Source organism: Bradyrhizobium sp. GW821-FHT12B03, assembly GCF_058807535.1.
On sequence record NZ_JBXAQU010000001.1, the window covers coordinates 809,599 to 830,254 of the forward strand.

19 protein-coding genes are annotated in these 20,656 nt (G+C 62.9%); 16 read left to right on the forward strand and 3 right to left on the reverse strand.

The window, feature by feature from the left end; translation table 11 throughout:
• Positions 1-4 precede the first annotated feature (4 nt).
• From AC1RUR_RS03925 to AC1RUR_RS03940, 4 genes are read left to right on the forward strand one after another with little or no spacing between them, the layout of a single operon-like run.
• Positions 5-1,024 (forward strand): branched-chain amino acid ABC transporter permease, encoded by a 1,020-nt coding sequence (locus AC1RUR_RS03925; RefSeq protein ID WP_492841483.1) that lies wholly within the window; start codon positions 5-7, stop codon positions 1,022-1,024.
• A 1-nt stretch (position 1,025) separates the two neighbouring features.
• Complete coding sequence (locus AC1RUR_RS03930; RefSeq protein ID WP_492841484.1) at positions 1,026-1,724, forward strand: ABC transporter ATP-binding protein; 699 nt, start codon at positions 1,026-1,028, stop codon at positions 1,722-1,724.
• A complete protein-coding gene (locus AC1RUR_RS03935) occupies positions 1,721-2,416 on the forward strand; it encodes an ABC transporter ATP-binding protein (protein ID WP_492841486.1) in 696 nt (231 codons plus the stop codon). Before AC1RUR_RS03930 ends, AC1RUR_RS03935 begins: the two co-directional genes overlap by 4 nt.
• A 33-nt stretch (positions 2,417-2,449) precedes the next feature.
• A complete protein-coding gene (locus tag AC1RUR_RS03940) occupies positions 2,450-3,667 on the forward strand; it encodes an ABC transporter substrate-binding protein (protein WP_492841488.1) in 1,218 nt (405 codons plus the stop codon).
• Between the two features lie 19 nt (positions 3,668-3,686).
• Here the strand turns inward: AC1RUR_RS03940 and AC1RUR_RS03945 are convergent, their stop codons facing one another.
• Positions 3,687-4,706, reverse strand: a complete 1,020-nt coding sequence (locus tag AC1RUR_RS03945; protein WP_492841490.1) for a zinc-binding dehydrogenase — start codon at positions 4,704-4,706, stop codon at positions 3,687-3,689.
• 179 nt (positions 4,707-4,885) lie between these two features.
• On the opposite strand from AC1RUR_RS03945, the gene AC1RUR_RS03950 reads away from it, so the two are divergent.
• From AC1RUR_RS03950 to AC1RUR_RS03980, 7 genes are all read left to right on the forward strand, one after another.
• Positions 4,886-6,544 carry an AMP-binding protein gene (locus AC1RUR_RS03950; protein WP_492841492.1) on the forward strand — a complete coding sequence of 553 codons (1,659 nt, stop codon included), beginning with the start codon at positions 4,886-4,888 and terminating at the stop codon, positions 6,542-6,544.
• On the forward strand, positions 6,541-7,302 hold the full coding sequence (locus tag AC1RUR_RS03955) for an SDR family NAD(P)-dependent oxidoreductase (protein ID WP_492841494.1): 762 nt from the start codon (positions 6,541-6,543) through the stop codon (positions 7,300-7,302). Before AC1RUR_RS03950 ends, AC1RUR_RS03955 begins: the two co-directional genes overlap by 4 nt.
• A gap of 10 nt (positions 7,303-7,312) precedes the next feature.
• Positions 7,313-8,098, forward strand: a complete 786-nt coding sequence (locus AC1RUR_RS03960; protein WP_492841496.1) for an SDR family NAD(P)-dependent oxidoreductase — start codon at positions 7,313-7,315, stop codon at positions 8,096-8,098.
• 40 nt (positions 8,099-8,138) lie between these two features.
• The gene (locus AC1RUR_RS03965; protein WP_492841608.1) at positions 8,139-9,383 is read left to right on the forward strand and encodes an acyl-CoA dehydrogenase family protein; all 1,245 of its coding nucleotides are present in this window, start codon (positions 8,139-8,141) and stop codon (positions 9,381-9,383) included.
• A 5-nt stretch (positions 9,384-9,388) separates the two neighbouring features.
• Positions 9,389-10,429 carry a phosphotransferase family protein gene (locus tag AC1RUR_RS03970; protein WP_492841498.1) on the forward strand — a complete coding sequence of 347 codons (1,041 nt, stop codon included), beginning with the start codon at positions 9,389-9,391 and terminating at the stop codon, positions 10,427-10,429.
• Between the two features lie 20 nt (positions 10,430-10,449).
• Positions 10,450-11,112 (forward strand): nitroreductase, encoded by a 663-nt coding sequence (locus AC1RUR_RS03975; RefSeq protein ID WP_492841500.1) that lies wholly within the window; start codon positions 10,450-10,452, stop codon positions 11,110-11,112.
• Positions 11,113-11,187: 75 nt separating this feature from the next.
• Positions 11,188-12,339, forward strand: coding sequence for a CaiB/BaiF CoA transferase family protein (locus AC1RUR_RS03980; protein ID WP_492841502.1), 1,152 nt, complete (start codon positions 11,188-11,190; stop codon positions 12,337-12,339).
• Between the two features lie 29 nt (positions 12,340-12,368).
• Here AC1RUR_RS03980 and AC1RUR_RS03985 read toward each other — a convergent pair whose 3' ends face one another.
• On the reverse strand, positions 12,369-13,571 hold the full coding sequence (locus AC1RUR_RS03985) for an ABC transporter substrate-binding protein (RefSeq protein WP_492841610.1): 1,203 nt from the start codon (positions 13,569-13,571) through the stop codon (positions 12,369-12,371).
• Between the two features lie 46 nt (positions 13,572-13,617).
• Positions 13,618-14,757, reverse strand: a complete 1,140-nt coding sequence (locus AC1RUR_RS03990) for an acyl-CoA dehydrogenase family protein (protein WP_492841504.1) — start codon at positions 14,755-14,757, stop codon at positions 13,618-13,620.
• 81 nt (positions 14,758-14,838) lie between these two features.
• Between AC1RUR_RS03990 and AC1RUR_RS03995 the strand changes: the two genes are divergently transcribed.
• From AC1RUR_RS03995 to AC1RUR_RS04015, 5 genes are all read left to right on the forward strand, one after another.
• Positions 14,839-15,705 (forward strand): FadR/GntR family transcriptional regulator, encoded by an 867-nt coding sequence (locus AC1RUR_RS03995; RefSeq protein WP_492841612.1) that lies wholly within the window; start codon positions 14,839-14,841, stop codon positions 15,703-15,705.
• Between the two features lie 48 nt (positions 15,706-15,753).
• Positions 15,754-16,566, forward strand: a complete 813-nt coding sequence (locus AC1RUR_RS04000; protein WP_492841506.1) for an enoyl-CoA hydratase/isomerase family protein — start codon at positions 15,754-15,756, stop codon at positions 16,564-16,566.
• A 257-nt stretch (positions 16,567-16,823) separates the two neighbouring features.
• Positions 16,824-18,815, forward strand: a complete 1,992-nt coding sequence (locus tag AC1RUR_RS04005; protein WP_492841614.1) for an acyl-CoA dehydrogenase family protein — start codon at positions 16,824-16,826, stop codon at positions 18,813-18,815.
• Between the two features lie 10 nt (positions 18,816-18,825).
• A complete protein-coding gene (locus AC1RUR_RS04010; RefSeq protein ID WP_492841508.1) occupies positions 18,826-20,022 on the forward strand; it encodes a CaiB/BaiF CoA transferase family protein in 1,197 nt (398 codons plus the stop codon).
• A gap of 133 nt (positions 20,023-20,155) precedes the next feature.
• Positions 20,156-20,653, forward strand: a complete 498-nt coding sequence (locus AC1RUR_RS04015; RefSeq protein WP_492841510.1) for a cytochrome P450 — start codon at positions 20,156-20,158, stop codon at positions 20,651-20,653.
• The last annotated feature ends 3 nt before the right edge of the window (positions 20,654-20,656 follow it).

Sequence of the window (20,656 nt, forward strand, 5' to 3'; positions counted from 1 at the left end):
CACGATGACCGGTGACTTGCACGGGACTGCGACCGGGATGTTCGGCAGCCATATCTCGCGCGTGTGGTTCGCGATTGTCGCCGGCGCAACCGGGCTCGGGGCCGGCGCCCTTGTCCCGACATACCTTGCCAGCGACTTCGTGCTTCGCCTCGGCAGCGAAGGTTTGCTGCTGGGCATGCTCGCGCTCAGCGTCGCCTTCCTGATGAGCCAGGCAGGGCTGGTCGCGCTCGGCGCGGCCAGCATTTATGGCGGGGCCGGATATCTGTTTGCGATTGGCATGAGCGAATGGGATCTGACACCGACGGTGGCGTTGTGCACCGCGTTCCTGATCATCATCGCTTACGCGACCGTGCTGGGAGCATTGATCGTGCGGACCAATCCGCTCGCTTTCATGATGTTGACGCTCGCAGCCGGCGAGATGCTCAGCCATGCCGTCCTGCTCGAGGGATTGCGCGACTATACCGGGGGCGCCGACGGGCTGGTTGTCCGCATGAAGGGTTCGATCCTGGGTATCGACGTCGCGGACTTCGCCGATCCGGCGCGGTTCTGGACAATGGCCTGGATCGTGGCCGTCCTTGTCGGCGTGGCGTTCTGGATCATCGCGCGCTCCCGTCTCGGCGCGATCCTTCGTGCGATACGGGAGAACGACGAGCGCATGCGTTTCTCCGGTTTCAACACCTTCGTGCCGCGACTGATCGGATATGTGCTTGTCAATGTCGTGGCCGCGATCGCCGGCTTCCTGCATGTCCTCAACGCCGGTTTCGTCTCGCCCGAGAGCCTTGGCCTTTCGGTCAGCACCAACGCTTTGGTTGCAGCACTGATGGGAGGCATCTCCGGGGCGCTCGGGCCGATCCTGGGCGGGCTCATCTTCTCCTTTGCGCAGGATGAATTCGGGGCACGCGGGCTGACGCAGCTCCTGACCGGGATCGCCATTGTCGTGTTCATCGTCGTATTTCCGCGCGGCGTCGTCGGCGGGCTGTCGAGCGCGTTACGACTGCTTGGCTGGCGCGGGGAGGCCCCCTGACATGCTCACAATCGAGAGGCTGTCGGTGAGCTATGGTTCGGTGCGGGCGCTGACGGATGTCGACCTCGATGTGCGCGGCGATGGCCTGCTTCACGGCGTCATTGGACCAAACGGTGCCGGAAAGTCCACGCTGCTCGATGCGATCTGCGGCCGCCGGCGCCCGACCGCGGGACGCGTTCGCTACTGCGGCGAGGATATCACGCGACGTTCGATCAGCTGGCGTCGTTGTCAGGGCATGTCACGATCGTTCCAGCGCACCAGCATCTTCCAGGACCTCACCGTCCACGAACAGCTCCAGCTGGTTGCGCGACATCTCGGCGACGATCGGCTCGACGACGTAATCGAGGTCATGGACCTCGGCGGCTATCTCGGCCAGAAGGCGGGGCGCATTGCCTATGGCGTGCAGCGGCGGGTCGATGTGGCGCTGGCCTTAATCGGGCGGCCACGCCTTCTGTTGATGGACGAGCCGGGCGCCGGCCTGTCTGCCACGGAGACGCTGCGCCTGTTCGAGCACGTCCGCGACCTCGTGCGCGAGCGCAAGATCTCGGCCATCGTGGTCGAGCACGATGTCGATGCGGTGTTCGCCTGTTGCGGCATGGTGACCGTGCTCGATCTTGGCCGGCACCTGGCGACAGGCGTGCCCGAAGCCATCCGGACCGATCATCGGGTCATCGCGGCGTATCTGGGGACCGCGGCATGAGCGCATTGCGGATCGAATCCCTGTTTGCCGGCTATGGCGCATCGACCGTGCTGCGCGGCATCGATCTCTCCGTCGAAGAAGGGGAATCGGTTGCCCTGGTCGGCCGCAATGGTGCCGGAAAGTCGACGTTATTGCTGTCGGTCTTTCGCGAGACCAACATCGTCTCGGGTGCCATCTGGGTGCATGACCGTCGGATCGATGGCTTGCCGGGCTACATGGCGGCCAAGCTGGGTCTATCCATCGCGCCGCAGGGACGGCGCATCCTCCCGAACCTCACAGTCAAGGAGAACCTGCTGCTTGGCAGGGCGACGGGCAGGGCAGGGCACTGGAGGCTGAAGACCATCTTCGATCTTTTCCCGGTGCTGGAGGAGCGCGCCGACCGGCTCGGTACCATGCTGAGCGGTGGTCAGCAGCAGATGCTGGCGATCGGCCGTGCCTTGATGGCCAATCCCAGTCTCATCCTTCTCGATGAGCCGTCGGAAGGTCTTTCACCGGTGCTGATCGACGGATTGGTCGAGACGCTCAACCGCATTCGCGGTGCCGGCACCGGCGTGCTCGTGGTCGAGCAGCACTTGAGTCTCGTCAAGCGTGCGACGGATCGATTCGTGATCCTGGCGAAGGGAGAAGTCGTCGGGGCAGGCGCCATCGGCTCCATCGGTGAGCCGGAGAACCAGGCCTTGATGGCCGTATAGCCGAGCATCTGAAAAGGCGGAGGGGAGTGAGAGATGAAGATATCGTCCATCGGTCCAGCATTGGGCGCGTTGTGCGCGGTGACGATCGGCGCCGCAATGTCTATCGCAGTTACGACGGCAGCCTTGGCTGAAGACACCGTCAAGATTGGTGTTCTGCTGATCGACAGTGGACCGCTCGCCGGGCTGAAGGACACTCAGGTCAAAGCGGTCAACCTTGCGATCGAACAGATCAACGCTGCCGGCGGAGCCGCCGGTAAGAAGCTGGAGGCGACCTTCATTTCCTATCCGGGCACGCCCGACACCGCAGTGGACGGCGCCACCCGCGCTGTCCAGAAGGACGGCGCGATGTTCATCACCGGCATGGACACGTCGGCCGTCACGCCGGCGCTGCAGGCCAAGCTTCCCGCGCTGAAAGTCCTGATGCTGGAGGTGATGGCCAATGCCGACGGTTTGACCGGAAAGAACTGTTCGCCAAACTTCTTCCGGGTCAATGCAAATGACTCGATGATCATGGGCGCCTTCAGGGAGTTCCTGAAGGATCAAGGCATCAAGAAATGGGACATCATCGCCGTCGACTACGCAGCCGGGCGTGACTCCGCGGACAAGTTCAAGGTCTTGGTGACCTCGCAAGGCGGAACCATCGGCAAGACCTTGTTCTCCCCTTCCGGCACGCCGGATTTCGGTGCGAAGATTTCGGAGCTCGGCGCGGATCCGGCCGACGGTCTATTCGTGACGATCTTTGGCAGCGACGCTATCAATCTTGCCAAGCAGCAGCAGCAATTCGGCCTGTTCAAGAAGTACAAGATGGTGCTGGGCAATTCCTTCGTGATCCCGCAAACGCTGCCCGCGCAAGGCGAGACGGTGCTGGGCGTCTATCAGAATATCGGATTCGTCGCCGGTTTTCCCGGCGCCCAAGCCGAGGCTTTCGTGAAAGCCTACAAGGAAAAATACAACGGCGAACTGCCGCCTTACACCAGTGCTGACCAATACGCGGCGATCGAGCTCATGGCTGCCGCGCTTCGGAAGGCCAATTCGACCGATATCAACGCGGTCCGCGCCGCGCTGTCAGGCCTGAAGATTGAAACGGTTCTCGGGGATGTCGAAGTTCGGGCGGGCGATCATCAGACCGCGCGGCGGATGGCGATCAGTCAGATCGCAATCGGGCCGGACGGAAAGCCCGGTTACCAGATCAAGAAGCTCGAGCCGGGGCAGGACATCATTCCTCCAGTGGATCCCGCCTGCAAGATGTGACCGTTTCTGTGCAATGAGGTTAGGCCATGAGCGACACTTTGCCGAACTGTGCGCCGGAGGCGAGGCGCGCGAGGGCCGAGCCGACATCGGCCATTGCAAACGATGAATCGATCACGGGCCTGACCATGCCGCGATTGAAGACATCGAGCAATTGGCGGAATTCGCTGACGCTGCCGCCGGTCGAGCCGTAGATTTCGAGCTGGCGAATGAACACGCGTTGCAGATCGGCCGGCGGATTGGAGCCGGTCGTGGCGCCACAGGTGATGAGCCGCCCGCCACGACGCAACGAACGCAGGGATTCGCCCCAGCTCGCTTCGCCGACGCTGTCGATCACCATGTCGACACCGCCACCGCTCATCTCCTGGACGGCAGCGGAAACCCGATCGTGCCGGTAATTGACGCCGCCGTCTGCGCCTAGCGCTTTCGCCCTGGCGATTTTCTCGTCGCTGGAGGAGGTGACGAAGACGCGAGCGCCCACGATTTTCGCCAATTGGAGGCAGGCAACGGCCACGCCTCCGCCAATACCGACGATCAAGACAGTTTCGCCGGGTTGCAGCGCCCGTTTGCCGAACAGCATCCGCCAGGCCGTCAGATGGCCCGTCATCAGGGCACCTGCGGCCGGCAGATCAGCGTTGTCGGGGAGGGGAAAGAAGCAGGTGCTGGGCATGGCAATGTAGTCGGCAAAGCCGCCATGCCGATGCTCGCCCATGATCTTCACATTCTCGCAGAGCGGCTGGTCGCCTGCCTGGCAGTAGCGGCATCTACCACAATAGGCCTCGGAGAAAAGGACAGCCTTCATGCCTGGTCTCAGTCCGGTACCGGGAGCGGCCTCGACGATCTCGCCGGCGGCTTCGACCCCCATCACCTGCGGAAACGCATGGGTGATCCCGTTGCCGTTGTCGCGCATGTAGAGATCGACGCGATTGACAGAGGAGGCCGCGACCCTGAGCACGGACTCCCCCGGAGCCGGCACGGGATCCGGAAAATCCCGCCAGGTCACGCCATCGATCCCTCGCCGTTCCAGAACCGCCGCCTTCATTGCGACCTCCCTTGTTGGTTCGGTATAATTAATGCACTAGCACACGAAATTGAGAAGAAGGCGTTCTTCGAAGCCAGCGTGGACCGGTCCATTTAGGTATTGCAGTCCATTTCCAATATAATACACTAGCGCACTAAAGCGCCGTCAAGTGCGCGATCAATCGTCATGGAGGCGACGTCATGAGCGAGCATCGTTTCGATCCCGTGGCGCATGCGCGCGCGATGCGAGCGAGCGGATTTTGGGTCGACAAGAGCTTCGACGAGTTCCTGCAACAGACGATCGCCGCAACGCCAGAGAAGCTGGCGCTGATGGCGGATCGCGCCGACCGGACCGAGCCGAAGCGTCTCACCTATGCGGAGCTCGGGGATCTGATTTCGCGTGTGGCCGCCGCGCTGCGCCGTCTTGGTATCGGCCAGGGGGACGTCGTGTCGGTCCAGTTGCCGAACTGGTGGGAATTTGCCGTCATTGCGCTCGCGGCCTTTCGCGTCGGGGCGGTCGTCAATCCGCTGATGCCGATCTTCCGCGAGCACGAGCTCGCCTACATGCTGGGCTTTGCCGAGACGAAGCTCCTGGTTGTTCCGAAATTGTTTCGCGGATTCGATCATGAGGTCATGGCCCGCTCGCTGCAGCCGGGGCTGCCGAGGCTCAAGCACGTCATCGTCGTCGATGGCGAGGGGCCTGCAAGCTTCGATCAGGCCCTGCTGTCCGGCAGCGAGCGTCTCGGTCCGCCGCCAGTCGGCGAGCTCGGCGCGCTTCCCGCCGATGAAATGGCCGTTCTGATGTTCACCTCGGGTACGACGGGTTCGCCCAAGGGCGTCATGCATTGCCTGAATACGCTGATGGGCTGTTGCATCGCGCTTGCCGGACGATTTGGCCTCGACGCAAGCGATACGATGCTCGTTTGCTCGCCGCTCGGCCACATGACCGGCTTTGCGGCCGGCATGCTGCTCGGTTTGAAAATTGGCGCGACCGTGATTTTTCAGGACATCTGGGAGCCCAAGCGCGGGGTCTCGATCATGGCCAGGGAAGGCGTCACCTATTCCGCCGGTGCAGCTACGTTCCTTGCCGACATGTGCGAGGCGGTCGCAGCCGGCGTGCCCAAGCCGGCCCAATTGCGCAAGTTCCTGTGCGCGGGCGCGCCGATCCCGCCAGCACTGATTGATCGCGCCTATCGCGAGCTGGACCTCAAGGTTTGCTCGCTCTGGGGCATGACGGAATCGCTGTCGAGCACACTGACCGAGCCGGAGCGGGCGCTGGAGAAATCGTCCAAGACGGATGGGCGCCCGGTGGAGGGCGTGGCGGTCAAAGTGGTTCGCATGGACGGATCGCCGGCGTCGGTTGGAGAGAAGGGCCTGCTCAAGGTCCGCGGCGCGCAGATGTTCCTTGGCTACTACAAGCGCGAGGACATGGAGCCGTTCGACGCGGACGGATGGTTTGACACCGGCGACATGGCCTACATGGACGACGAGGGCTATATCCGGATCGACGGCCGCATCAAGGACATCATCATCCGCGGTGGCGAGAACGTTCCGGTCTTCGACATCGAGAATCTGCTGTTCAGGCATCCGGCCGTGCTTTCGGTCGCAATCGTCGGCTATCCGGATCCGCGTCTTGGAGAGCGGGCCTGTGCCTTCATCATGCTGCGTCCGGATCAGAAGCTCGATCTGGCGGGCGTGCAGGCTCACCTGGCCGAGCACAAGGTCGCCAAGCAATACTGGCCGGAGCGTGTCGAAATCGTCACCGATCTGCCGAAGACGCCGGCCGGCAAGGTCCAGAAGTATCAGCTGCGCGAGATCGCCAAGGCATTCGCCGAACCGGCACAGAAGGCCAGCGCATGAACGCCCGTCTCAAGGACCGGGTCTGTGTCGTCACCGGCGCGGCGCGCGGGATCGGTCTTTCGATCGCGGAGCGATTTGGCCGCGAGGGCGGACGCCTTGCCTGTGTCGATGTCAGCGCGCGACGGCTGGAGCCCGCGGTCAGCCAGCTGAAGGACATGGGGTTCGAGGCGAGGGGATACGAGGTGGATATCGGCAAGCGCGATCAGGTTCACGAGCTCTTTGCGCGCGTCGAGCGTGAATTCGACGCACCCGCGGCGGTCCTCGTCAACAATGCCGTGTGGGCGCGCTTTGAACCATTGCAGCAGATCGAGCTTGGCACGGTCGAGCGGATGTTCGCGGTCGGCCTGCACGGCCTGATCTGGGCCACGCAGGCCGTGGCTCCGCAAATGGAGCGTCGCGGCGGTGGATCGATCGTGAATCTCAGCTCGGTATCGGCGTTTCATCCCGCCAAGGACTCGATTGCCTATTCCGCGCTGAAGGCCGGCGTCGTCGGTCTGTCGCGGGCGTCTGCCATCGAGCTGAGCGCAAAGAAAATCCGCGTCAATGTGGTCGCGCCGGGCATGATCGGAACACCTGCTTCCATCGCGCAGTTCGATGAAGCGACGATTGCGGCGCGGCAGGCCGAGATGCCGGCCGGCCGCTTCGGCGCTCCGGAAGAGATCGCCGCGCTCGCAGCGTTCCTTGCGAGCGATGACGCGAGTTACGTCCAGGGTGCGGTCATCACCGCTGACGGCGGTTGGACGATTCCTGCCAGATAGGAGAAGGCGCATGAAGCGGCTCGAGGGCAAGCGCGCGGTCGTCACCGGCGGCGGAAGCGGCATCGGTCGTGCCAGCGCCATTCGTTTCGCGCGCGAAGGCGCGGCTGTCCTCGTGGTCGGCCGGGCGGGTAATGCCGAGGAGACCGCTGCGGCCATCCGGAGCGAGGGCGGCGTTGCATCCGCCCTGATCACGGACGCCTCGATCGAGGAGAACGTCGCCGCGATCGTATCTCGCTGCCTCTCGGAGTTTGGCGGGATGGAGATATTCTTCGCCAATATCGGCGTCACCGGGACCAACACGCCGCTGCTGGAACAGACGGTGGAAGAATGGTCCGAGGTCTACCGGATCAACACGATTAGTTGCTTTCTCGCCATCAAATATGCCGGCCGTCACATGACCACGCAGGGTTACGGCTCGATCATTCTGACCTCATCAGCCGCATCGCTGCGCGCCAACGCCGGCGCGATCTCCTACAGCGCGAGCAAGGCGGCCGTGAACAATCTCGCGCAGACGGCGGCCAACGCCTTCGCCGGGACCGGTGTGCGCGTCAATGCGGTGCTGCCGGGGCTTGTCGAGACCCAGCTGACCCGCAAGGTGTTCGAGGACGCCCGTGCGCGCGGCGTCGAATCCAAGCTCGGGCACGTGACGCCTCTGAAGCGTCCGGGGCGTTCCGAGGAGATCGCGGCTGCCGCGGCATTCCTGGCCAGCGACGATTCCTCATACGTGGATGGTCAATTGCTGTCCGTCGATGGCGGCGTCAGCAGCACCCATCCCTATGGCCGGATCGCACTCTAGCAATCCGGCTCTTCAAAATAATAAGAACAGGAGAAGCGCCGTGGATTTCGAACTGCCGAAGGAGATCACCGACAAGCTCGCCGAACTTGACGCGTTCATCGAGGCGGAGATCAAGCCGCTCGAGCGCGATCATAAGCAGTTCTTCGACCATCGTCGTGAGAACGCCCGCACCGACTGGGACAACGACGGCCGCCCCCGCGATGAATGGCGCGCGCTGATTGGTGAAATGGAGCGCCTTGCCGACAAGGCCGGGCATCTGCGCTACGGCCTGCCCAGATCGTGCGGCGGTCAGGGCGCCTCGAACCTCGCGATTGCGGCGATCCGCGAACATTTGGCTGCCCGCGGACTGGGTCTGCATAACGATCTGCAAGATGAATCCTCCATCGTCGGCAATTTTCCGATCGTCCCGGCGCTCGCCGACTATGGGACCGAGGAGCAGAAGACCTATATCGAGGGCATCATCACGGGGAAGAAGCACCTTTCCTTCGGTCTGACCGAGCCCGGGCACGGCAGCGACGCGACCTGGCTCGAGACCACCGGCGTGCGCGACGGCGGCGATTGGGTCATCAACGGCCGCAAGCGATGGAACAGCCAGGTGGCACGTGCGCATGCCAATCTGGTGTTTGCCCGTACCTCGGGCAAGCCGGGCGAGGCCAAGGGCATCACTGCATTCATTGTGCCGACCGACACGTCCGGCCACAACATCCTCTACAATCACTGGACCTTCAACATGCCCAGCGATCACGCGGAGACGGAACTCGTCAATGTGCGGGTGCCCGACAGCGCGATCCTGCACCGGGAAGGCGAAGGCCTCGTCGTCGCACAACGCTTCGTGCATGAGAACAGGATCCGTCAAGCCGCGGCCAGTGCGGGCGCCGCGCGCTATTGCATCCAGGAAGCGGTCAAATACGCGAGGTCGCGCGTGGCCTTCGGCGAGCCACTGGCCAAGAAGCAGGCCGTTCAGTTTCCCCTGGTCGAGCTCTGGGCGGACTACCAGATGGTTCGCAACTTTATCTTCCGCACAGCCTGGCAGATGGATCGCCAGAATCCGCTGTCCATCAGCGACATGGTTTCGATTTGTAATTTCCGCGCCAACCGGCTGTGCTGCGAGGCGGCGGATCGCGCCATGCAGGTGCACGGCGGCATGGGTTATAGCCGCGCATTGCCGTTCGAGCACATTTATCGCCATCATCGCCGCTATCGCATCACCGAAGGAACGGAGGAGGTGCAGATGCGCCGCGTCGCGCAGTACCTGTTCGGTTTCAGCGGCAAGAGCGCGAGCTGACCGTGATGGGTGCGCAGACGAGCGATGGCGATGTTGATTTCGACGTTCGTCGGCTCGAGGCCTACCTGAAGGATTGGCTCGGCGGCGACGTCGCGGTGTGCGTGAGGCGTACCAGCGGCGGAATGTCGAACCCAACCTACTTCGTGACGCGGGGCGATTGGCGTGCGGTGCTGCGCAAGCAGCCGAACGACGTGCTGATGCCGTCAGCCCATGCCATCGATCGCGAATACCGGGTGCTGACGGCGCTCCAGGGTAGCGCCGTCCCGACGCCGAAGCCGTATCGCTATTGCGAGGATCGGGCCGTGCTGGGAACACCCTTCTATCTCATGGAATGGCTCGATGGGCGCGTATTCTACGACTACGCGTTGCCCGGTCTTGCATGCGATGAGCGGGCGTCATGCTATCGCTCGATGTGTGCCGTGCTCGCCGCCACTCATAAGCTCGACTATCGGGCCGTGGGGCTCGGGGACTTCGGCAAGCCCGGAAATTATTTTGCACGGCAGCTCAATCGCTGGTCCAAATTGTGGGCGGAGTACCGGCGCGGTGACGACGACAACCCCGCACTGGACCAGATGGTGCGCTGGCTATCCGAGCGAGTGCCGACGAGCGAGACCCTTGCGCTGTGCCATGGTGATTTCCGCATGGCGAATCTTGTGTTCCACCCGTCCGAGCCGCGCGTGATCGGTGTGCTGGATTGGGAATTGTCGACGCTCGGCCATCCCCTCGTCGATCTCGCCTTCAACGGCCAGGCCTGGCGCATGGCGCCGGACGAGAACGGAGGGCTGCTCGGACTGCCGCTCGATGACATGGGAATCCCGAGCGAGCGCGATTATCTCGATCGCTATTACGAATGCGCCGAAGCGGCCGAACGCCTGACCGTGTTCCACCAGGTCTTTGCGATGTTCCGAGGTGCGGTCGGAAGCGCTGGCGTGGCGGCGCGCGGGGATCTCGGTAACAACGTTTTGCCCGATGCCGCGAAGGTGGGCCGCCGCCTCGCGCGCGCCTATGCGACGCGCGGGATGGCATTGATCGGGAGCGAGGCATGACCGTAATGGAGCGCTCTGCCATGAGCGTCGACGAGGCCATCCGTCTCCGCCGGTCCGTGCGCGGCTTCCTGGCGCGTGAAGTGCCCGAAGCGACGCTGCGGGAGGTGTTTGCCCTTGCGCAATGCGCGCCGTCGAACTGCAATGTGCAGCCATGGACGCCGCATGTCGTGTCGGGAGACAAGCTCAAGCGCCTCCGCGAGGCGCTCGTCTCGGCGGGGATGCGTGACGAGCCGATCAAGCCGGACTGGCCGGCCGACGGCAAGTTCACCGGGGTCTATCGCGAGCGGCAGGTCGGTGCGGCGCAGGCTCTTTATGGCGCGATGGGCGTCGCGCGGAACGACACGGTCGGACGGAAGCTGGCCTATATCCGCAATCATGCCTTCTTCGATGCCCCCCACGCGGTCCTCATCTTCATGCCGGAGCCCTTCGACACGCGCGAGGCGGCCGATATCGGCATGTATGCACAGACCCTGATGCTGGCGCTCACCGCGCGCGGAATCGCATCCTGCGCGCAAGGGGCGCTCGGCCTGTTTCCCGACATCGCTCGCGCGCACCTTGGGATTCCCGACCATTACAGGCTGCTGTTCGGTATTTCGTTTGGCTATGAAGACCGCGACGTCAGGGCCAATGCTGCGCGCGTCGACCGGGCAACGATCGATGACGCCGTGCGTTTTCACCGTTGAGGTTGTTTGGTCACGAATGCAGCTCGGCAACCTTGAGCTGAAGTTCCCTGATATCTATGAAGAGGAGAGTTCGTCGTGACCGGCCCCCTGGAAGGTTTTCGTGTCGTCGAAATGGGCGGGATCGGCCCGGCGCCGTTTGCGGGCGCGCTGCTCGGCGATCTCGGGGCCGATGTTGTCCGCATCGATCGTATTGCGAAGCCGGGCGTCGAACCGGACCTGCCGGCGCAGTTCGACTTCTACAATCGCAACAAGCGCTCGGTTGCGCTCGATCTCAAGCAGCCGCAGGCGATCGCGACGGTGTTGAAACTCGTGGCGCAGGCGGACGCGCTGATTGAAGGGTTCCGTCCTTCGGTGATGGAACGGCTGGGTCTTGACCCTGAGGTCTGCCACGCCGCGAATCCGCGTCTGGTCTACGCGCGCATGACGGGATGGGGGCAGGACGGCCCGCTGGCGCAGGAAGCGGGGCACGACATCAACTACCTGGCGTTGACCGGGGCGCTGCATTGTCTGGGCGATGCCGACCGCCCGCCTCCGCCTCCGCTCAATCTCGTTGCGGACCTCGGCGGCGGAGCGCTTTACTTGACCGTTGGACTGCTTTCGGCCGCCATGGAGGCGCAGCGATCCGGGCAAGGGCAGACGATAGATGTCGCCATGATCGACGGGGTGACGCATCTGATGTCGGCCTTTCAGGCCTTCCGTCAGCAGGGAAGCTGGACCGAGCGCCGGTCGGACAACATCGTCGACGGCGGCGCGCCGTTCTATCGAAGCTACGCGACCAGCGACGGCAAGTTCATTGCGGTTGGAGCGATCGAGCCGCACTTCTACGTCAACCTGCTCGAGGTGATGGGTCTCGGCGGGGAGGGTCTGCCGGCCCAGAACGATCGGTCGGCATGGCCGCAAATGCGCGAACGCTTCGCCAGGATATTCGCCGGACGAACCCGTGACGAATGGGTCGCGCTCGCCATGGGGCACGACGTCTGTCTTGCACCGGTCTTGACGGTCGATGAGGCACCTGCGCATCCCCAGATGCAGGCGCGAAACCTCTATGCCAATTTCGATGGGCTACGCCACCCGAGCCCGGCACCGCGCTTCTCCCGCACGCGGTCCGACCTACGTCGACCGCCACCGGCGCCGGGGCGCGACAGCAGGGAGGTGCTCACCGACTGGGGCATTCCGCGGGACGAGATCGACGCACTCAGGGCGGTTGGTGCGATGGCGGAGGCCTGACACGGGCTATCGCCATCAGGGACGCTGCGCTACTCCGCCGACACCGGATCGCCCGTGAGTGTCCAGCTCGTTCCATCGAATTTGGCAATGCGAAGAATCTTGAACGGCGTGTAGTCGCCGGGCGCCGTACTGATGGAGACGCCGGGCAGCATCAGCGGCATTCGCGTGCCGTGAAGGGAGGTCGCCTGGCTGATGAGGTTCTCCCTGGTCAGTTCGTCCCCGCACTTCTTCAAAACCGTGGTCAGGGCGTTCACATTCATGTAGGCGACCAGAACCGAGTAGTCGTCGGGATTGGCCGATGGCGCGTACTTCTTCAGGAACGCCTTGTACGTCTTCATTTCCTCATCGTCCGCCCAGGCGGGATCGCCGGGCTGCTTGAGAAACTGCGTGGTGACCAGTCCCTTCGATGCGTCGAGGCCTGCCGGCTTCAGGACAGTTTCGACCGATGCCGTTGAGCCGCCGATGACGTGGAGAGGATCCCAGTTGAGTTCATGCACCTTGCGGATGGACTGGGCCGCGGCCTTGGCCGAGGATTGTTCGATCAGCGTATCGACGCCCGCCGCCTTGAGCTGAACGATCTGGGAATCGATCGTCGGGTCGGCCAGTTCATAAGAGACCGCGGCGACGATCTGCGATGCCTTCGATCCCAGGCCGGCACGCAATCCCTTGACGTAGTCCCGCCCGTAATCGTCATTTTGGAACAGGACGCCAATCTTCGCATCCGGCTTGCCGTTCAGTATGTATTTTGCGATGACCCTGCCTTCGGTCTCGAAATCCGGATAGAGGGGCACCGTCCAGGGGAACGTCTTTGGATCGTTGAAACGACGTCCGCCGGCAGTGATGAAGAGCTGGGGAACTTGCTTTGAGTTCAGATATTTCTGAATTGCGACGTTCGGGACCGTGCCAATGGTGCCGACCTCGGCGAGGACGCCGACGTCCTCAATGAGCCTGCGCGACTGCTCCACCGCCTTCGGCGCGCTGTAGGCATTGTCAAGCTGCGTAAAGCTGATCTTGCGCCCGTTGACGCCGCCCTGTTCGTTGATCATCTCAAAATAGCCGACGACGGCGCGTCCTGCGCCGGCACCGAATGCCGACGCCGGGCCACTGAGCGGCGTCGATTGCCCGAGCTTGATCTCAGTGTCGCTGGCTCCCGGACCGTAGGCCTTTTGCGCAGGGGCCGGCGTCGACGCGAGCGCTGCTGATGCCGCAATGATGCCCAGAATTCCACAAATTCTGCTGTTCAAGACGTCTCCTCCCAATGTTATTTTTTTGTAGCTCTTATCGTAGAAGCTCGCGGGCGATGACCATCCTCTGGATCTGGTTGGTGCCCTCAAAAATCTGGGTCAGTTTGGCATCGCGCATCATGCGTTCGACCGGATAGTCCATCGTATAACCGTAGCCGCCGAAGATCTGCACGGCATCGGTTGTCACCTTCATGGCCATGTCGCTGCCGACGCATTTGGCCATGCTGGCAAGGACGTTCAGACGCTTCCAATCGCCGGCGTCGCCGGCGCGCGCGCATTCATAGACGAGCGCGCGTGCTGCCTCGATCTGCATGGCCATATCGGCCAGCATGAACTGCACACCCTGAAATTCGGAGATCGATTTCTTGAACTGTTTGCGCTCTTTCGCATAGGCAACGCTGACATCGAGGGCGCCCTGAGCCAGTCCAACGGATTGAGCGCCGATGGTGGGGCGATTAAGGTCGAGGGCTCGCATCGATGCGCGGAACCCCTTGCCTTCCTCGCCGACCAGATTTTCGACCGGCACCCGGACGTTGTCGAAGAAGATCGGCGTGTTCGGTGCGCCGCGAAAGCCCATCTTGCGCTCATGGCGCCCGAAGCTGATCCCCGGCATGGCCTTCGGCTCGACGATAAAGGCGCTGATGCCGTCTGCGCCCGGACTGTCGCTGGTGCGCGCGAACACCACGATGTAGTCGGCTGCCACACCGTAACTGCACCACTGCTTGCGGCCATTGAGTACGTAGCAGTCGCCGTCCCTCTTGGCCCGGGTATTGATTGCGGTGACGTCGGAGCCGGCCTGCGGCTCAGAAATCGCGATCGCTGTTACGACGCCGCCTTTTGCGATGATCGGCAAATATTTCTTCCGCTGCTCTTCCGAACCGAAGTGGATCAGCGGCATGATGAACATAGTGTTGAGGCAGGCGATTGAGGCGCAGGCCGGCGAAAACTTTGCGATTTCCTCGCGCGCGATGCAGGCCAGGGTCAGGTTGCCGTTCGGCCCGCCATATTGCTCCGGGACCCAGAGCTGCATCAGCCCCATCTCGCCGAACAGCTTTACGATCTCGAGCGGAAACCGGTCGGTCTCGTCGATCTCGGCTGCAATCGGCGCCACGTGCCTGGCCGCCATCCTGCTGATGTTGTCACGGAAGGCGATCTGCTCCTCGGTAAAGCTCATGGAGTACCCCGGATTGTTTTTTGTCTGAAAGCCCAAAAAGGGGCTTCCATTGAATGGGTGATCCATTTAATAGTTCACTGCATGTCGTCCAAGTCAAGCCCCCGCGCACCCGTCACCCCCCGATCGCCGTCGCTGAAGCGACGGGAGCGGGCATCCGATCACCGTGCGGCGGGCGCGCCCGCTCCATTGACGTTCCGGCCTATTCACACGCGCCGCGCCTTCGAGGAGATCTGCGAGCGAATTCGCGAGCAGCTGGCGCTCGGGGTTCTCAAGCCGGGCGACAAATTGCCGCCCGAGCGCGATCTCGCGCAGCAGCTTGGCGTCAGCCGCAACGTGCTGAGAGAGGCTCTTCGCAGCCTTGAAATGGCCGGCGTGCTTCGATTGCAGAAGGGCGTCAAGGGAGGTGCTTTCATTCAGTCGGGCGACACCAGCCGAATGAACGTGGTGATGCAGGACATGCTGAGCCTCGGCACGATCTCGGTGCGCGAACTATCGGAGGCGCGGATCCACGTTCTGGATCTTGTCGTGGGTTTGGCATGCGGGAACGCGCGGCAGGCCGATTTCGCGGCGCTGGAGGCCAATATCGAGCGTACGGATATCGCGACCGCGGAGGGCCGGTTGCTAGACCGGGTCGAATGTTCGCGGGAGTTTTACAAAATTCTCGCAGCGGCGACCGGAAACAAGGTGATCGCCATCATCATGGATTCCGTCACCGAGATTCACATGCGCTTCGTCTATGCCAAGGTGGCGTCGAGCGGTGTTGCGATGGCGGGGCTGTCCGAACGGCGTCGGAAGTTCTTGACGGCGCTTCGCGAACGAAATGCCTCGTCCGCAACGCGCTTGATGCGCAGTCACCTCGAGGCCGTGCAGCGCATGCTGGAGCAGGATCCCGGCGCAATGTCGCTTCAAGTCGCGCTCGCGGAGATGCAGCCCGGCATGAGGCGGTGAGAAGCCTGCGCCCGACAAGGGTGCTGAACAAGAATAGGAACGGAGGAAATGGTGTCCCACTATAGCAAATATGAATGCCTGACCGTCGAAGTCGCCGACAAGGTCGCGACCGTGACGTTGAACCGGCCCCAGGCGCGCAATGCGATCAATCAAAAGCTGATCCGCGAACTCCGCACGATCTGGGACGATCTGGGAGACGATCACGCCGTCAACGTCGTCATCCTGACCGGCGCGGGTGAATTCTTCAGCGTGGGCGGCGACGTCAAGGCAATGTCCGAACGGCCGGGCGGCGATGTCCTGGAGGAGGGGGAGGTTCACGACCCCATGATCAGCCGCCGCGGGGTTACCCGTCAGCTCGATCTCGACAAGCCGATCATCGCCGCCATCAATGGCGACGCGATTGGCCTTGCGGCGACCCATGCGCTGTTGTGCGATATCACCGTGATGGCCGAAGATGCGCGCATTGGTGATACGCATGTGTCGCGCGTCGGCCTGGTTGCAGGCGACGGTGGCACTGTGATCTGGCCGCTGCTCGTCGGCATCAACAAGGCCAAGGAATTCCTCATTCGCGGCACTCTCTTGAAGGGAAAGGAAGCCGAGCGGATCGGGCTGGTCAATCATATCGCGCCGCGCAACGAGGTGCTGGCAAAAGCCCGTGAGATCGCGATCGAGCTCGCGAACGGTCCGACCTGGGCGATCCGCTGGACCAAGCTGTCGATCAATCAGATCCTCAAGGATCGGGTGAACATGCTGCTCGAGGCCTCGATGGCGCTCGAGCAGGTGACGTTCGAAACCGCCGACCACAAGGAGGCGACAATGTCGTTCAAGGAAAAGCGCAAGCCCAAATTTGGCAAGGGCTAGTCGGTTCCATGGACGCAGCAGAGCTCCCGGCCGACGACATTACGGAGATGCTCCGGGAATCCGTGCGCGGATTCCTCAGCGAACATTGGAATGCCGACTGCATCAGGACCGGACCGTCGCCGCGTGAGGTTGCGGCGATCTGGACCAAGCTCGTGGGACAGGGCGTTGCCGGCCTCGGCAGCAATCCCGATGAAGGCGGGCTTCGCGAGGTTGCGGTCGTGCTCGCTGAGCTCGGCCGGGCCGCGTGCCCGGCCCCGATGTTGGCCGCGGCGCTCGCGAATGTTGCGCTCTCGACGTCGGAGTCCGCAGCGGCCGTCTCTCTTCTGAGGGAGCTGCACGCCGGTTCGGCCCGGATAGCTTTGTCATTCGGGGGATTCGATCCCGATCCGGGAGTCGGCTCAATCAGTGTCAGGGATGACCGAGCGATCGGATCGCTTCGGTTCGTCGAGGCAGCGGGAAGTTGCACGCATCTGCTGGTCGCAATCGACCGGTCGGCGATGGGACTTGTCGCACTGGATGCCGCAGGCGTCGAAATTGTACCGACGCGAGCGATGGGCGCCTGGGGCTATTATGAGGTCCGATTGGCCTCAGCGCCCGTCATCCGCATTTCCGTGGACGACGGTATCCTCGATGACCTCGTGCTCAGGGGAAAGCTGGCTCTGACGGCGCGTGCCCACGGCGCGGCGCGCCGGGCGTTCGAACTGGCGACCGACTACGCTAAGGAGCGCCGCCAATTCGGTCAGCCGATCGGGCGGTTCCAGGCGATCCAGCACAAGCTCGCGGACGGCCTCATTGCACTGGAAGGCGTGCGTCTCATCGTCGAACATGCGGCCAAGCTGCATGACCTAGGCGATCTCAATTGGCGTCACTTCACCGATTGTGCGGTTGTTTTTGCGAGCGACGCTCTGCGGCGCGTCTCGCTGGAGACCCACCACGCCTTCGGGGCCATCGGTTATGCCGACGAGCACGAGGCCTCGTTGCATTTCAAGCGCGTCCATCTCGATATGATCGCATTGGGCGGATCGCCGCACGCGAAGCTGTCGCTGGCGTCGTCATTGCTGGATCCCAATAGCTCGGGCTTGCCCGAATATGACCTCGGGCCTGCAGGCAACGATCTGCGCAAGCAGGTTCGGCAATGGCTCGAGCAGAACTGGTCGGGAGACCGCAAGGCTGCATTCGACGGCAGGCCGTTCTCCAAGCGCGAGTTCGACGCGGAATTCGCGCGCGACATCGGCAACACCGGCTGGATCGGTCTCGGCTGGCCCAGGGCGTTTGATGGTCAGGCGCGCTCGCCACGCGAACAGATCGCCTTGATGGAGACGATGGAGCGGGGCGAAGCGCCGCGCATCGGTGCTGCGATCCAGGCCAACGCGCTGATGATGTTTGGAACGCCCGCGCAGCAACAGCGATATTTGCCCGAAATTCTCCGCGGCGAGGCCATGCATGGCATGGGGTACAGCGAGCCCGAGGCGGGCTCCGATCTCGCGGCATTGCGCACCAGCGCGGTGCGCGACGGCGATCATTGGGTGATCAACGGCCAGAAGATCTGGACCACGACGTGGTGGGGCAAATACATGTTCCTCGCGGCGCGAACGGATAGGGATGCGAAGCCGCCGCACGCCGGCATCAGCATGTTCATCGTGCCGATGGATGCGGAGGGAATCACGGTCCGGCCGGCGAAGACGATGTATGACGGCTCCTTTGCCAACATCTTTTATGACGATGTCCGCATCCCCCTCGAAAACATCGTCGGCGAGGTCAATGGCGGCTGGAAGGTACTGACCGGGGCGCTGGCTTTCGAGCGCGGGCTGGTCGGCGGCGGCATCGTCCTGAAGGTCGCTCATGCCTTTGATCGATTGCGACGGCACGTCATGACGAAGGACGTTGCGGGGAGGGCGCTCGGCGATGATCCCATCGTCCGCGACAGAGTGGCGACGCTTGCAGCCGAAATCGAAGTCGGGCGACTGCTGATGATGCATTGCGCGGACCTTGCGACGGACGGCGTGACGCCGCCGGAATATGGTGCGATCAGCAAGGTGTTTTCCGGCGAACTGATGGAGCGTTTCGGCGAGGCCGCGCTCGACATTCTAGGCATGCGCGCCACCTTGTCCGAGCAAATGCCGGGGACGATCGACAATGGCCGGTTCGAGCAGAACCTGCGTCACTCGCTGATGTGGGTCATCAGCATTGGCACGAACGAAATCCAGCGCAGTCTCATCGCGCAACGCGCGCTTGGGCTGCCCAGATAGGAGCGACCGCATGCCTGACTCGCAAACCGCAAGCCGGCCACTGGAAGGCATGCGCGTGCTCGACTTTTCTATCATGCTGGCCGGTCCCTACTGTGCGCGACTGCTTGCCGATGTCGGTGCCGAAGTGATCAAGATCGAGCCGCCGGAGGGCGACGACATGCGGTTGCGAACACCGCTGCGCGACGGCCACAGCACCTACTTCGGTCAGCTCAATGCCGGAAAGCGCAGCCTTGCCCTCGACTTGAAGAGCGCCGATGCAATCAAGCTGGTGTATCAACTGGTCAAGGAAGCCGACATTCTGGTCGAGAACTTCCGACCCGGTGTGATGGAGCGCCTCGGCCTCGGCTACGATGCGCTGCGCGCGATCAATCCGCGCCTCGTCTATTGCTCGATCTCCGGCTACGGGCAATCGGGGCCGGCGGCCGAACGTGCGGCCTATGCCATGATCGTGCACGCCGAGAGCGGCTTCGACCGCTCCTTGATGCGGTATGCCGGCGATCGCGATCGGCCGGCCGCTGGCGCGATTTTCGTCGCGGACGTTCTTGGCGGTATCTTCGGCTACTCGGCCATTCAAACGGCACTGGTTCAGCGTACGCGGACCGGGATGGGGCAGCGGATCGACGTTGCCTTGATGGACTGCATGCTCAATCTGCTCGTCTATGAATTGCAGGAGGCGCAATTTCCGATTGCCTCGTCCCGCGCCACCTACGGCCCGGTGCGGGCCCGCGATGGCGATATTCTTATTGCGCCGATCACGCCGCGGAATTTTGCGGCCCTTTGCGAAGTGACGGGGCAGAGTGAACTTGCCAATGACCCACGATTCAAGAGCGTGCCGGGACGCGGCGCGAATTGGACAGCAATGATGCGGGTTATCGAGAAATGGACCGAGCAACACACGGTGCGCGAATGCATGGCTGCGCTCGACAAAGCCGGCGTCCCCAGCGCCGAGTACCGCGATCCCGGTGCGGCCTTGACCGATCCGCATCTCCAGCAACGCGGCGCGTTCGCCACGATCGCGGATGCGGCCGGAGAGTTCATGGGCGTCAACGCACCCTGGAAAATGTCGGGCGCGCCGACATCGATCCGGCGTGACATTCCCGCCATCGGTGCTCATCGCGATGAGGTGCTGTCGCGGGTCCTCGGTCTGTCCGCGATCGCGATTGCAGGGCTTGCCGAAGCCGGTGCGTTCGGAAGCGGCAAGGATTAGGCGATAGGGGTACTACCCATCTGCGAGACCGGGAGTGTTGCATGAGACATAATCACTGGGGGGAACAGGATGCTCGACATCGCATTGGACAATGCATGACGAAATCTCGATTTACTATCCGCTGAGAGTCCTCATGACGATTCTCGGATTGCCGCGAGAGGATGAAGCGCGCCTGCTGAAGATCACGCAGGCTTATTTCGGCGGCGGCGATCCGGACATGCAGCAGGGCACGGATCTGATCGACGCCACCATCGCCTATGAAATGGTGCGCTGGGTGTCTCCGGTCAAGCACTTCTTCCGCACGGCTGCCGTCGACTACGAAATTCGCGGCAAGACAATCAGGACAGGGGACAGCATCCTCATCAGCTATCCCTCCGGCAACCGCGACGAAGAAGCCTTCGATCGCCCCTTCGAGTTCATTCCCGATCGTTCGCCTAACCGGCATCTCGGCTATGGTGTTGGCATTCATGCGTGTATCGGCCGGCACTTTGCCAAAGCTGAGATCGTCGCCTTTTTTAGCGAGCTTCTCAGCCGCGTCGATCGAGTCGAGCTTGCGGGCAAACCGGCCTGGACCGAAACCTCTTTCCTGGGCGGATTGAAGCGCCTGCCGGTGCGCTATTCGGGACGATAGAAA